Below are 12,962 nucleotides of genomic sequence, written 5' to 3'. Positions count from 1 at the left end.
GGTCGGGCCGGGCGGTCCGGCGGTTCCGGGCCGGACCGGGTGGCGGGGACCGGGCCGGACCGGGTGGCGCGGACCGGGCCCGGGGTGGCGGGGCGCGGGCCGGCGGCTCAGTCGTCCGGCGGGTCGGTGACGGGCATGGTGGCGGTCCGCTCGGCGGTGCCGATGTCGAGCGCCGGCAGCACCGTGGGGATGTCCACGCTCACCCGGGCGAACGCCGACTCACCGCCGGCTTCGGCTTCCACGTCCGCCTGGCCGGCCAGCCAGCCGCTCATCGCGGCGTAGGCGGCGGCTTCGCCGTCGCCGCCCCGCGACGCCACCCGGGCACCCGCCCGCGCCGCCGTGCCCGCCTGCTGCGCGGCGTACGCGACGATGCCGAGCTGGATCGCCGCGAGGGCGACGAACAGCAGCAGGGCGACCCAGCCGACGAACTCCACGGCCGACTGGCCGCTCTGGTCGCGGCCCCTCCGCCTCGCGTGCGGAGTCATCAGTCCTCCCTCGCGGCCGACGCCTCGCCGGTCACGGGCACGGGGATGTCGAAGCCGGGGAACAGGACCGGTACGGGCAGGGAGACCTCCGCCCGGTACAGGTCGGCCCCGCCGTCGGCGCACGACGTCTGCGCCGTCCAGGCGGCCGGCAGGTGCTGCTGCGCGGCGGCCTGGCAGGCACCGGCCCCGGACACCGCGCCCACCCGTGCCGCCTCGTCGGCGGCGTTGCCCGCGAGGGAGTAGGTGTAGCCCACGAGCGCGGCCTGCCACAGCAGGACGCAGGTGCCGAGGACGACCGGCACCATGCCGGTGAACTCGACGGCGGCCTGCCCCCGGTCACCCCATCGGCCGCTCGCGCGGCGTGTCCTTCCTCCGCTGTGGTGTCGCATGACGCACCGTGCCCCCTCGCTGCCGGGTTCCCGTTACCTGTGGCGTGCGCGGCGCGGACCGACCGAGCCCCGGTCGCCGCGCGGCCTGCCCTGCTTGTCGGCGCCCGTGGCCGCCCTGACCAGGCCGAGCTCGCCGGCCAGCGCCCACAGCGCCTGTTTGACGGCCGACTTGGCCTCCAGGTCCTGCAGCCGGCCGGCGTCGACCACGGACTGGAGCTCCTTGAAGTTCGCGGGCACGGAGGTCCGCGCGACCCGGGTGCCGGTGATCTTCTCGACGACCGTCGGCTGGATCTCCGTATTGCGGTTGTGCCGGTTGACCACCGTGACCGTCTCCTCCGCCTTGCGGATCTGGAGCCGGTCCCAGAGCCTGACCATGCGTTTGGCGGCGCGGACGGCGACCACGTCGGGCGTGAGGACCAGCAGCGTGGTGTCGGCCATCTCGACGGCCGCGGCGTTGGCGCTGTTCATCTGGGTGCCGCAGTCGATGACGACGACCTCGTAGCGGTTGCGCAGGGCGCTGACGATCTGCCGTACGGAGCGGTCGGTGACGTCCTCACCCCGCTCGCCCTCGCCGGGGGCGAGGAGGAGGCCGATGCCGGTGTGGTGGGCGTACAGGGCGTCCTGGAGGACGCGGGGCGATATGTCCTGGATGGCGGCGAGGTCCACGATCGAGCGCCGGAACTGCACGTCCAGGTAGGAGGCGACGTCCCCGGCCTGGAGGTCGAGGTCGGCGAGCGCCACGGTCAGGCCGGACGCCCGGGCGGCGAGGGCGAGCTGTACGGCGGTGACCGTGGCGCCGACACCGCCCTTGGCCCCGCTGACGGTGACGACCCGGCCGCCCGGGCCGGTGAGGACGTCGCCGCCCTGGCCCAGGTGGCGCCGGACGCCGGCGGACCAGGCGGCGGCCGACTGGACGCGCTGGGCCAGCTCCTCGTAGGACAGCGGCAGCCCGACCAGGCCGCGCGCGCCGGAGTCCATCGCGGCCGAGTACAGGGCGGGGCCGATGTCGGCGGTGAGGAGGACGACGCCGACCGACGGGAAGCGCAGGGCGACCTCCCGGATGAGTTCGAGCGCCGGTACCGGGCCGATCCGTTCGTGGACCAGGACGACCTCGGGCAGTTCCTCCAGGGACTCGGCGGCGAGCCGCGCGAGGGTGTCGATCAGCGAGGTCGAGTCACCGACCGGCCCGGCCGGTTCCGCGTCGGGGAGCTGGCCGAGCAGGGTGGTGACGGAGCGGGCGGCGTCGGGATCCCCGACGGCCGGGAGGATACGTGTGGTCATCCGGCCCTCACTTGGTCTTGTCCTCGTCGAGCGTGTAGCTGCCTTCCCCGGGGCGCAGCACGGTGGGGCTGTTCTTGGGCAGCAGGGCGAGCCGTACGTGCTCGGCGAACGATTCGGCGTAGGCCAGGCGCTGGGCGTCGGTGGTGCTGAGCGCGAAGGTGATCGGTACGGCCTCCCTGACGCCGACGCCTCTCCTGTCGTCCCTCTTGGCGTCGAGCGGGGTGAGCTTGCCGACGTCCATGACCCGGGCGTTGGCCACGATGATCCGGGACTCGGCGACCGCGTTCTTGCCGCGCCCCTCGTCGCCGAAGGTGGCGAAGATGTTGACCAGGGAGCCGGCGGTGATCTTGCCGGCGACTCCGGTCGCCGCGTCGATCATGATGGCGATCTCCTGCTGTCCGGCCTCCAGGGCCGGCCGGTCGGCGACCATGTCGACCTGGAGCAGCGAGCCCTTCTTGAGCTCCGTGACGGCGATCTTGTCCTTGACCACGGCGAGGTCGGTCACGGCGTTCCCGGACAGCCAGCGCTCCGGCATTCTGATCTTCTCGAACTGGCCGGGCTGCAGGGCGGTGTAGGCGGCCACGTCCGTTCGCACGCGATACGCGTCGACCTCCGGGCCCACCTTGGAGTTCACCTCGCTGATCACGGAGACCACGCCGGCGAACGCGCCGACGGCGCACAGGACCGACAGGAGCAGCAGGACGACACCGCGGCGCTGGCGTGAGTTCATGACCGGGGCAACCTCATGGGGTGACGTGGGCCGACATGGGGGGCGGGGTGCCCGGCGGTGGTGTTCACGGCCCGTGGGGCGCCGGTGTACCCGGGTGCGCGGTGCCGGGGATCCCCTGGCCCGGCACGGGCCGGCCGGGTGGGACGAACGGGGCCGAGCAGAATCCGCAACGGTCGCCTATCAGGTCCACGCCGCACCAGGAGCAGACCTCCCGCCGCACGGACGCGACCAGCTGGTAGAGGATGGAGATGTCGGGCAGGAAGGCGGCGAACTCCACCATCTTGGGCGTCCCCCACCATTTCGGGGAGTCGGCCGGCAGCGCCGTTTCCTCCGTCGACTGGACCCGCCAGGCGGGCCCCAGGGTCCCGGTGACCCAGTCGGACTGCGACTGGCCCCGGGCGACCAGCAGCCGCGTACCGAACTCCGGGCCCGCCGGGGGCGGCTGGTCGCCGCCCAGTGCGACCAGTCGCGGCTCGGGGTTGGCCAGCACGGCGAACTGCGAGCCCGGCACCCAGGACTTGGCGTGGGACCTGAGGCCGACCGGCACCCGGTCGAGCCGGGCGACCGTGTTGAGCAGGGCGCCCGCGTGGATGTAGTGGGACAGCAGCCGGGCCGCCGACGCGACGACGCCGGCACTGAAGTCGCAGACCGAGAGCTGCCGTAACTGGCGGACGAGCACCGCGACGCCGAGCGGCGGCAGGTCCACCCCGAGCAGCGCGATGCGGTCGCTCTCCAGGGCGGCCCTGACGGTGTGCAGCCGGCGCTCGTGGGCGGTGGGCAGGGAGCTCGGGTACACCGCGACCACATGGCCGTGCCGCTCGATCAGGAGCTGCGTGGCGGCCAGCGCGGCGTCCAGGGACTGCGCTTCGGGCGACGGCAGCAGGGCGGCGGCGGGCGTCTGGTGGTCGGTGGGCGGCAGCACCAGATCGGCGCTGGTGACGGCAATCGCGGTCGGCACGCTGGTTCCCCGTTCGGCTCCGGCCGCCGGGATTCCGGCGAACCGCAGACACTGCTGCTGGCTACTCCTCGCGCTCACTCGTGCACTCGCACTTTATCCACGTCTCAGGAGGCAGAGAACAGCTTTCGGACCCCTTGCTGTCGCGCCCGGCGGACACGCGCCGCCCAAAAGGGATGAACGAGTCAGGAGTTAACTCCCGTTTCGCAGCAGAGGTCTTGACAAGTCCATTGGTCTGGACCAGCCTCACGGGACAACGGTGGCCACCCGTTCGAAGCACCTCCTCCCCACTCCCCCACCGGAGGCAGCAAGTGGACCGCACCACCAGGCAATCCGGCGCCCGCCGACGCGGCGGTCCGGCCGGGGCCCTGACCCTCGCCCTCGCCCTCGGCATCGGCCTCACGCTGACCGGCGGCGCGGGCACCGCCCGGGCGGCGGCCGACGTCAACGTCGCCAAGAACGCCGGTTTCGAGTCCGGGCTCGCCAACTGGACCTGCACCGGCGGCGCCGGCACGGTCTCCTCCCCGGTGCACGGCGGGACCGCCGCGCTGAGGGCCGCGCCCGGCGGGCAGGACACCGCCAGATGCGCCCAGACCGTGGCCGTCAAGCCCAACGCGACGTACACGCTGAGCGCCTGGACGCAGGGCGGGTACGCCTACCTCGGCGCGAGCGGTACCGGGACCACGGACGTGTCCACCTGGTCCCCCGGCTCCTCCGACTGGAAGCAGCTGACCACCCGCTTCACCACCGGGGCGAACACCACCTCGGTCACGGTCTACACGCACGGCTGGTACGGGCAGGCCGCCTACCACGCGGACGACGTCTCGGTCTTCGGGCCGGACGGCGGCGGGGGCGGCGACCCGGACCCGGTGGTGCCCGCGACCCCCGCCGGGCTCACGGCCGGGACGGTGACGGCGTCGTCGGTCACGCTGAACTGGAACGGGGTCTCCGGCGCGACCTCGTACCACGTCCACCGGGACGGGGCGAGGGTCCAGACGGTGAGCGGCACCTCGGCGACCGTGACCGGGCTGGCGGCGAACACCTCGTACAGCTTCCAGGTCAGCGCCGCCAACGCGGCCGGTGAGTCCGCCAGGTCGGCGGCCGTGACCGCGCGGACGAGCACCACGCCCGGCCCCGGCCCCTCGGTGCCCAGGCACGCCGTGACCGGCTACTGGCAGAACTTCAACAACGGCGCCGCCGTGCAGAAGCTGCGGGACGTACCGGCGCAGTACGACATCGTCGCCGTGTCGTTCGCCGACTCCACCACCACGCCCGGCCAGATCGTCTTCAACCTCGACCCGGCCGTCGGCTACGCCTCGGTCGCCGACTTCAAGGCCGACATCGCCGCGAAGAAGGCCGCCGGCAAGTCGGTGATCATCTCGGTGGGCGGCGAGAAGGGCAACGTCACCATCAACAGCGACGCGTCGGCGACCGCCTTCGCGAACAGCGCGTACGCCCTGATGCAGGAGTACGGCTTCAGCGGGGTCGACATCGACCTGGAGCACGGCATCAACTCCACCTACCTGACCAGGGCGCTGCGCCAGCTCTCGGCGAAGGCCGGGCCGTCCATGGTGCTGACGATGGCGCCGCAGACCATCGACATGCAGTCGACCGGGACCGAGTACTTCAAGACGGCCCTGGCCGTGAAGGACATCCTCACGGTCGTCAACATGCAGTACTACAACAGCGGGTCGATGCTGGGCTGCGACGGCAAGGTCTACTCGCAGGGGTCCGTCGACTTCCTCACGGCGCTCGCCTGCATCCAGCTGGAGGGCGGCCTGGACGCCTCCCAGGTCGGCCTGGGCGTGCCCGCGTCGCCGCGCGGGGCGGGCAGCGGATACGTCGACCCGTCGGTGGTGAAGAACGCGCTGGACTGCCTGACCCGGGCCACCGGCTGCGGCACCTTCAAGCCGTCGAAGACCTACCCGGCGCTGCGCGGGGCGATGACCTGGTCGACGAACTGGGACGCGACGGCCGGCAACGCCTGGTCCAACGCGGTCGGCCCGCACGTGCACAACCTGCCGTAGGGCCCCGGTACCCGGGCCGTCCGCCGGCTGTCCCCCATGACGCCGGCGGGCGGCCCGTCAGACAGAAGTACGGGACGGGGCCCGGTTCCACCGGCCACTGGTGGAGCCGGGCCCTCCGGCACGCGGTCACCCGGCACTCGTACAGCGGCCCGCTCCTGGTGCGCCACGGCCACCCGCGCCGTGGGGCGCCGGGGCGTGGTGGACGGTCCCGGCGGCGGCCGACGGGAAGTCCCCGGAGTGGCCGCCCGCCTGCGGGCTCGCACCCGTCGCGCCGCCCACGACCGCGGCGCGGCGGTCGTGGGCGACGAGCCCCGGACCACCGGCCCGGGGGCCCCGTACGGCCGACGCCTACCAGGGCAGTTCGCGCACCTGCTGGACGCACAGCACGACGAACAGCAGCCCGGCCGCGCCCAGCACCCCGTTGCTCAGCGGGCCGTTGCGCCACTCGGCCGGGGTGCGGGAGGAGTTGAGCAGCCACACCAGGGTCAGCGCCAGGAAGGGCATGAAGAAGGCCCCGATCACGCCGTAGACGATCACCAGCCCGAACGGCTGGTCCAGGAAGAGCAGGCTGATGGGCGGGAAGGTCAGCCACAGCAGGTACGCCCGGAACGGCAGCGACCTCTCCCGGGCGCCGGACGCGACCTCGGCGCCGGACGCCCGGTCCGCACCGGACGCCCGGTCCGCACCGGACGCCCGGTCCGCGCCCGACGCCCGGTCCGCGCCGGAGGCCCGGTCCGCGCCGGACGCGGCACCGCGCCGGCGGAAGTGCGAGACGAAGTCCGCGAACATCAGGCTGACCCCGTGCCACACGCCGATGAGTGAGGTGAACGAGGTCGCGAAGAACCCGATCAGGAACAGCTTGCTGGTGAACGTCCCGTACCGGTCCTCCAGGACACCGGAGAGGTCGAGCAGCCCCTTGTCGCCCTTGGCCAGGGCCACGCCCGAGGAGTGCAGCAGCTCGGCGCCGACGAAGAGCATCGCGACGACGAAGACGCCGGTGGTGATGTAGGCGACGCGGTTGTCCAGTCGCATGACCTTCATCCAGCCGGTGTCGGTCCAGCCCTTGGCGTTGACCCAGTAGCCGTAGGCGGCCAGGGTGATGGTGCCGCCGACGCCGCCGATCAGGCCGAGCGTGTAGATGAGGGAGCCGTCCGGCAGCACCGGCGCCAGGCCGGCGACGGCGTCGCCGAGGTGCGGGGTGACCCGGACGGCGAGGTAGAGGGTGACCACGAACATCACACCGACCAGGACTGTCATGACCTTCTCGAAGACGGCGTACCGGTTGTACCAGACGAACAGCAGCCCCACCAGGCCGCAGGCCACGGCCCACCACTTCAGGTCCATCACGCCGGGGAACAGGGCGGCCAGCGGCAGGGCGCTGGAGGACATGGCGGCGGCGCCGTACACGAAGCCCCAGACGACGACGTACCCGACGAAGTAGACGGTCGTCCACGTGCCCAGGCTGCGCCAGCCGTCGAAGAGGGTGCGGCCGGTGGACAGGTGCCAGCGGCCGGCGGCCTCGGCGAGCGAGATCTTCACCAGGCAGCCGACGACGGCGGCCCACAGAAGGGTGTAGCCGAACTTGCTGCCCGCGATGAGCGTGGCGACCAGGTCGCCCGCGCCGACACCGGTCGCCGCGACGACGATGCCGGGTCCGATGTGGCGCCAACTGGCCTTGCGGGGCGCGGTCCCGCTCCCCGTCGCCTCGTCCTGTGCCGTGCCTGCCATGATCCGGCCGCCTTCCCTCGAGCTCACGTGACGTGACGTCACGTAATCGGGTGGGCGGGTGATCGCGCAAGGGGACGTGCGGGCACGGCGGTGGCCGAACGCCACCCCTTGACGGGTCCATGTCAGGACCGCAGGATGCCTCGCACGGTACCCCCCACCCAGGAGAGAGCATGCGACTACGCATACGCGGTATACCCGGCAGCCGGTCCGCCACCCTCACGGCCCTGCTGGCCCTCGCCGTCGCCGCGCCGCTCACCGCCACCGCGACATCCCCCGGCGCACCGGCCGCGGTCTCCCCCGCCTCGGCCCCCGCCGCGGCCTCCGACGAGGTCGTCCGGCAGTACGAGATCCACGGGCCGGCCACCCCCGCCGCCCGTACCGCCGTCGCCGCCACCGGCGTCTCGATCGACGAGGCCGACTCCCACTCGGTCGTGGTGAGCGCCAACGCCGAGCAGGCGCGCAAACTGCGCGCCCTCGGTCACAAGCTGGAGGCCCTGCCCGCCCCGCCCGACCGGAGCGGCGGCAAGGCCGCCGGCCCCATGGACTTCCCCTCCGCCGACGCCCGCTACCACAACTACGCCGAGATGAACGCGGAGATCGGCCAGCGACTCCAGCAGTACCCGCACCTCATGAGCCGGCGCGTCATCGGAAAGACGTACCAGGGCCGGGACATCGTCGCCATCAAGGTCAGCGACAACGTGGCCACCGACGAGAACGAACCCGAGATCCTCTTCACCCACCACCAGCACGCCCGCGAGCACCTCACCGTCGAGATGGCGCTGTACCTGCTGCGGGAGCTGGGCGCCGGCTACGGCTCCGACCCGCGGATCACCAACGCCGTCAACAACCGTGAGATCTGGATCGTGCCGGACCTCAACCCCGACGGCGGCGAGTACGACATCGCCTCCGGCTCGTACCGCAGCTGGCGCAAGAACCGCCAGCCCAACTCCGGTTCGTCGTCCGTCGGCACGGACATGAACCGCAACTGGAACTTCAAGTGGGGCTGCTGCGGCGGCTCCTCCGGCTCGTTCGGCTCGGAGACCTACCGGGGCTCCGCCCCCGAGTCCGCCCCCGAGGTGAAGGTCGTCGCCGACTTCGTGCGCTCCCGGGTGGTCGGCGGCAAGCAGCAGATCCGGGCGGGCATCGACTTCCACACCTACAGCGAGCTGGTCCTGTGGCCGTTCGGCTACACCTACTCCGACACGGCTCCCGGGATGACCCAGGACGACCGTGACGCCTTCGCCGCGGTCGGCCGCAAGATGGCCGCGAGCAACGGCTACACCCCCGAGCAGTCGAGCGACCTCTACATCACCGACGGGTCGATCGACGACTGGCTGTGGGGGGCTCAGAAGATCTTCGGCTACACCTTCGAGATGTACCCGAGCGGTGCCGGGGGCGGCGGCTTCTACCCGCCCGACGAGGTCATCGAGCGGGAGACCAGCCGCAACCGGGACGCGGTGCTCCAGTTGATCGAGAACGCGGACTGCATGTACCGGTCGATCGGCAAGGAACAGCAGTACTGCGCCACCGGCTGAGCCGGGCGGCGCACGGCACGGCGGAGGGCGCCCGGCTGCGGGCGCCCTCCGCCCCGCTCCCCGCCCCGCGGTCCGCCCGGCCGTCAGTCCAGGACCGCCAGGGCGTCGATCTCGACCAGCAGGCCCTCGGGCAGGCCGACGTAGACCGTGGTGCGGGCGGCGGGCGGCACCGTCAGGTCCTTGAAGTAGTCGTCGTAGATCTCGTTCAGCTCGGCGAAGTGACCGGTGTCGGTGAGGTAGACGCGCAGCATCAGCACGTCGTCCCAGCTCGCGCCGCCCGCCGTGAGGACCGCCTCGACGTTGGCCAGGGTCTGGAGGGTCTGTTCGCGCAGGGTGGGCCCGGCGACGGCCGGGGGCTCCCCCGCCACGGCGGGGAGGAAGCCCACCTGGCCGGCGACCTGGAGGATGTCGCCCTTCCGCACACCGTGCGAGAACCGGGCGGGCGGGGCGGCGTGGGTGGCGGGGCTGATCGCGGTCTTCGCGGCCGGCGTCCGCCCGGTGTTCTCCGTCATGGCGTGTCCTTCGTCATCGGTGTCTCCTCCGTCATGGTGTGTCCTTCGCCGGAGTGGATCCGGAGTAGTCCCGGCTGATGGCGTCGGCGGTGCGGCGGACCAGCGGGAGCAGGGCGAGCAGTTCCTCGGCGGTGACGACGACGTTCGGCGCGGAGACCGACATGGCGGCGACCACCCGGCCGTCCACGCCGCGCACCGGGGCGGCGACGCAGTTGATGGACTCCTCGTGGCCGCCCAGATCGGTGGCCCAGCCCTGTTCGCGTACGGTCGCCAGCTCCGCCAGGAAGGCGGCGGCGTTCGGCGTCGACCGGGGCGTGTACGCGGGGTAGTCCAGCCGCTCGACCAGCGCGCGGCGCTCGGCCTCCGGCAGGTCGGCCAGGAGCAGTTTGGCGACGGCGGCCACGGTGATCGCGACGGGCTTGCCGATCCGCGAGTACATCCGCACGGGGTAGCGGCTGTCCACCTTGTCGATGTAGAGCACCTCGCCCTCCTCGTGCACCGCGAGGTGCACGGTGTGGCCGGTGCGCTCGTTGAGCCGGACCAGGTGGGGGTGGGCGATCTCGCGCACGTCGAGGTTCTCGAAGGCCTCCTGGGCGAGCGCGAAGAGGCGGGCGCCCAGCCGGTAGCGCTGGTCCTGCTGGCGGTGGACCAGGCCGTGCTGGTGCAGGGTGCGCAGCAGGCGCAGGGCGGTGGACTTGTGGACGCCGAGCCGGCCGGCGACCTGCCCGAGGTCGGCGGGGCCCTCCGCGAGCAGCGGCAGGATGCTCAGGGCTCGGTCGACGGTCTGGCTCATGGGGTGCGTACCTCCTGGTCCGGCCCCGTCCACCCGGGGCCGAGGTGCAGTGTCCCCCAGGCGTCGCCGTCCAGGGCGGCGAGGCGGTCGGCGTGCGCCGTGCCGGCCGGCCGGCCGAGGTCGCCGTCGACGGTGAGGGCGGCGGCGGCCATGAGGTGGCCGTGCCGGGCGCGCCGCACCACGTCCAGTCCCCGCAGGGTCGCGGAGAGGAACCCGGCGGCGAACGCGTCCCCGGCGCCCACCGGCGCGACCACGTCGACCCGCGGGGCGGGCACGAAGACCACCGCGCCGGGGTCGCGGGCGGTCCCGGGCACCGGCCCGGCCGCCCCGGCGCGGGGGCCGGTCGGCGCCGCCCCCGGCGCGGTCGGCGCGCCACGGGCGTACACCGTCGCTCCCCGCGCGCCCTGTTTGACCACCAGCACGTCCGGCTCGGGCAGGGCCTGGCGGATCGCGGCCGGCCCGCGCACACCCCACGCCTCCTCCGCCTCGTCGGCGCCGACGAAGACGAGGTCGGCGCCCCGAGCGAGGTCCAGCAGCACCGCCGGCCCCGGGGCGTCGCGCCACAGACCGGGGCGGTGGTTGACGTCGAAGGAGACCAGGGGCCGGCCCGGCCGGCGGGCGGTGAGCTCCCGGGCCAGCGCGAGGCAGCCGCCGGAGAGCGCGGCGGTGATGCCCGACAGGTGCAGGATCCGCCCGCACCACAGGTCGCGGTGCGGGACGGTGCCCGGTGACATGGCGGACGCGGCGGACCCGGCCCGGTAGTAGAGGACCTCGTGGTGGGCGTCGGTGGAGCGGTCGGTGGCGGTGCGGAAGTACACACCGGTCGGGCGGCGCGGGTCGCGGGGTACGGCGCTGACGTCGACGCCGTAGCCCGCGACCGCCCGCAGCAGATGGTCGCCGAAGCCGTCGGCACCGACGCGGCTGACCCACTTGGCGCGGTACCCGGCCGCGGCGAGCGCGCAGGCGACATTGGACTCGGCGCCGCCGATGGCCCGGGTGAAGGAGGGGACGTCGGCGAGAGGTCCGGGCCGGGTGGGCAGGAAGGTGATCATGGACTCACCGACACAGACGACGTCCACCGCGTCGTGGTCCGCTGCGGTCGCGGTGGTCACACGGGGCTCCTCACGGGCGGTCCGGATCCATTGACCCGGCGCTGGCCCGGATGTTAGACAGCCACGAGCGATATACGCAACGGTCGTTGCAGTGAACGCAACGTGATTCCCCGAGGAGCGCCCATGGCCGCCGATCCGCCCTCCGCCCGCCTCGCGGAGGAACGCGTCGACCACCGTTTCAAGGCGCTCCCGCCGGATGCCGAGGGCCTGACCGTCGGTGAGCTGGCCGCCGAGCGCCGCAACCTGTTCACCGGCGGCTTCACCACCCCGGTCCTCGCGCTGTCCGCCGAGTCGGTCGACCACAACCTGCGCCTGCTCAAGACCTACGCCGAGCGCCACGGCCTGGCCTTCGCCCCGCACGGCAAGACCTCCATGGCGCCGCAGCTCTTCGACCGCCAGCTGGACCACGGCGCGTGGGGCATCACGGCCGCGGTGCCGCACCAGGCGCGGGTCTACCGGGCGTACGGCGTCCGGCGGATCTTCCTGGCCAACGAGCTGGTCGACGCGGTGGCGCTGCGCTGGCTGGCCGCCGAGCTGGCGCGGGACCCGGAGTTCCGGTTCGTCTGCTACGTCGACTCGGTACGGGGCGTGGAGCTGATGGACCGGGCGCTGGCCGGCCTGGCCGGCCGCCCGGTGGACGTGGTGGTGGAGCTGGGCGCGGGCGAGGGGGCCCGCACCGGGGCGCGGACGGAGGCGGACTGCGCGGCGGTCGCCGACGCCGTGTCGGCGACCGCCACCCTGCGGCTGGTGGGCGTCGCCGGGTACGAGGGGGAGGTGCCGGACGCCACGCCCGAGCGCGTCGGCGCGTGGCTGCGCCGGCTGACCGCGCTGGCCGTGGAGTTCGACCGGGCCGGCCGGTTCGCGCCGGACCTGGACGAGATCGTGGTCAGCGCGGGCGGCAGCGCCTGGTTCGACACGGTGGCCGAGGTCTTCGCGCTGCTGCCCGCCCTGTCCCGACCGGTGCTCAAGCTGCTGCGCTCGGGCGCGTACGTGTCGCACGACGACGGCCAGTACCGCGACCTGACGCCGTTCAACCGGGTGCCCCAGGAGGGCGCCCTGCGGCCCGCCTTCCGGCTGTGGGCCCAGGTGGTCTCGCGGCCCGCGCCCGGGCAGGCGTTCGTCAACGCGGGCAAGCGGGACGCGGCGTACGACCTGCACCTGCCCGAGGCGCAGGCCGTCCGCTCGGCGCGCGACGGCTCGGTGCGCCCGGCCACCGGGATCACGGTCACCCGGCTCTCGGACCAGCACGCCTGGCTGGAGACCGCCGACGGGGCCGGACTGGAGGTCGGCGACTGGGTCGGCCTGGGCCTGTCGCACCCGTGCACCTCGTTCGACAAGTGGCAGCTCATCCCGCTGGTCGAGGCGGACGGCACGGTGAGCGACTACATCCGTACGTTCTTCTGAGGGCGGGCCCG

At 73.3% G+C, this 12,962-nt stretch carries 12 protein-coding genes; 3 read left to right on the top strand and 9 right to left on the bottom strand.

Annotated features, from left to right (window positions below; genetic code table 11):
* Positions 1-107: 107 nt before the first annotated feature.
* From AB0H53_RS00400 to AB0H53_RS00380, 5 genes are all read right to left on the bottom strand, one after another.
* The gene (locus tag AB0H53_RS00400) at positions 108-485 is read right to left on the bottom strand and encodes a TadE/TadG family type IV pilus assembly protein (protein WP_362104812.1); all 378 of its coding nucleotides are present in this window, start codon (positions 483-485) and stop codon (positions 108-110) included.
* Positions 485-874, bottom strand: a complete 390-nt coding sequence (locus AB0H53_RS00395) for a TadE family protein (protein ID WP_362104809.1) — start codon at positions 872-874, stop codon at positions 485-487. Before AB0H53_RS00395 ends, AB0H53_RS00400 begins: the two co-directional genes overlap by 1 nt.
* 33 nt (positions 875-907) lie before the next feature.
* Positions 908-2,155: an AAA family ATPase gene (locus AB0H53_RS00390; RefSeq protein ID WP_362104807.1), complete on the bottom strand. Its 1,248-nt coding sequence runs from the start codon at positions 2,153-2,155 to the stop codon at positions 908-910.
* A 7-nt stretch (positions 2,156-2,162) separates the two neighbouring features.
* Positions 2,163-2,885 carry a Flp pilus assembly protein CpaB gene (gene cpaB / locus AB0H53_RS00385; RefSeq protein WP_362104804.1) on the bottom strand — a complete coding sequence of 241 codons (723 nt, stop codon included), beginning with the start codon at positions 2,883-2,885 and terminating at the stop codon, positions 2,163-2,165.
* Between the two features lie 64 nt (positions 2,886-2,949).
* Complete coding sequence (locus tag AB0H53_RS00380; RefSeq protein WP_362104801.1) at positions 2,950-3,843, bottom strand: hypothetical protein; 894 nt, start codon at positions 3,841-3,843, stop codon at positions 2,950-2,952.
* Between the two features lie 308 nt (positions 3,844-4,151).
* On the opposite strand from AB0H53_RS00380, the gene AB0H53_RS00375 reads away from it, so the two are divergent.
* Positions 4,152-5,867 (top strand): glycoside hydrolase family 18 protein, encoded by a 1,716-nt coding sequence (locus tag AB0H53_RS00375; RefSeq protein WP_362104799.1) that lies wholly within the window; start codon positions 4,152-4,154, stop codon positions 5,865-5,867.
* Positions 5,868-6,215: 348 nt separating this feature from the next.
* Here AB0H53_RS00375 and AB0H53_RS00370 read toward each other — a convergent pair whose 3' ends face one another.
* The gene (locus AB0H53_RS00370; RefSeq protein ID WP_362104796.1) at positions 6,216-7,595 is read right to left on the bottom strand and encodes an Nramp family divalent metal transporter; all 1,380 of its coding nucleotides are present in this window, start codon (positions 7,593-7,595) and stop codon (positions 6,216-6,218) included.
* A gap of 170 nt (positions 7,596-7,765) precedes the next feature.
* Here AB0H53_RS00370 and AB0H53_RS00365 point away from each other — a divergent pair, with 170 nt between their 5' ends.
* Positions 7,766-9,130, top strand: coding sequence for a M14 family metallopeptidase (locus AB0H53_RS00365; protein WP_362104793.1), 1,365 nt, complete (start codon positions 7,766-7,768; stop codon positions 9,128-9,130).
* Between the two features lie 83 nt (positions 9,131-9,213).
* On the opposite strand, the gene AB0H53_RS00360 is transcribed toward AB0H53_RS00365, so the two are convergent.
* From AB0H53_RS00360 to AB0H53_RS00350, 3 genes are read right to left on the bottom strand one after another with little or no spacing between them, the layout of a single operon-like run.
* Positions 9,214-9,642 carry a RidA family protein gene (locus AB0H53_RS00360; RefSeq protein ID WP_362104791.1) on the bottom strand — a complete coding sequence of 143 codons (429 nt, stop codon included), beginning with the start codon at positions 9,640-9,642 and terminating at the stop codon, positions 9,214-9,216.
* Positions 9,643-9,673: 31 nt separating this feature from the next.
* Positions 9,674-10,435 carry an IclR family transcriptional regulator gene (locus AB0H53_RS00355; RefSeq protein WP_362104788.1) on the bottom strand — a complete coding sequence of 254 codons (762 nt, stop codon included), beginning with the start codon at positions 10,433-10,435 and terminating at the stop codon, positions 9,674-9,676.
* A complete protein-coding gene (locus AB0H53_RS00350) occupies positions 10,432-11,547 on the bottom strand; it encodes a sugar kinase (protein WP_362104785.1) in 1,116 nt (371 codons plus the stop codon). The genes AB0H53_RS00355 and AB0H53_RS00350 overlap by 4 nt, the downstream gene beginning before the upstream one ends.
* A gap of 123 nt (positions 11,548-11,670) precedes the next feature.
* On the opposite strand from AB0H53_RS00350, the gene AB0H53_RS00345 reads away from it, so the two are divergent.
* Positions 11,671-12,951 carry an alanine racemase gene (locus AB0H53_RS00345; protein ID WP_362104782.1) on the top strand — a complete coding sequence of 427 codons (1,281 nt, stop codon included), beginning with the start codon at positions 11,671-11,673 and terminating at the stop codon, positions 12,949-12,951.
* Positions 12,952-12,962 lie beyond the last annotated feature (11 nt).

The organism is Streptomyces sp. NPDC050856, assembly GCF_040653855.1.
Taxonomy (GTDB): domain Bacteria; phylum Actinomycetota; class Actinomycetes; order Streptomycetales; family Streptomycetaceae; genus Streptomyces.
The sequence above is the reverse complement of the archived record's forward strand: the minus strand, read 5'-3'. Positions and strand labels throughout refer to the sequence as shown.

Coding starts and splice junctions, on each gene's coding strand:
- AB0H53_RS00390 (WP_362104807.1), bottom strand. CDS start 2,155: ATGACCACACGTATCCTCCCGGCCGTCGGGGATCCCGACGCCGCCCGC.
- AB0H53_RS00360 (WP_362104791.1), bottom strand. CDS start 9,642: ATGACGGAGAACACCGGGCGGACGCCGGCCGCGAAGACCGCGATCAGC.
- cpaB (WP_362104804.1), bottom strand. CDS start 2,885: ATGAACTCACGCCAGCGCCGCGGTGTCGTCCTGCTGCTCCTGTCGGTC.
- AB0H53_RS00355 (WP_362104788.1), bottom strand. CDS start 10,435: ATGAGCCAGACCGTCGACCGAGCCCTGAGCATCCTGCCGCTGCTCGCG.
- AB0H53_RS00395 (WP_362104809.1), bottom strand. CDS start 874: ATGCGACACCACAGCGGAGGAAGGACACGCCGCGCGAGCGGCCGATGG.
- AB0H53_RS00345 (WP_362104782.1), top strand. CDS start 11,671: ATGGCCGCCGATCCGCCCTCCGCCCGCCTCGCGGAGGAACGCGTCGAC.
- AB0H53_RS00370 (WP_362104796.1), bottom strand. CDS start 7,595: ATGGCAGGCACGGCACAGGACGAGGCGACGGGGAGCGGGACCGCGCCC.
- AB0H53_RS00365 (WP_362104793.1), top strand. CDS start 7,766: ATGCGACTACGCATACGCGGTATACCCGGCAGCCGGTCCGCCACCCTC.
- AB0H53_RS00400 (WP_362104812.1), bottom strand. CDS start 485: ATGACTCCGCACGCGAGGCGGAGGGGCCGCGACCAGAGCGGCCAGTCG.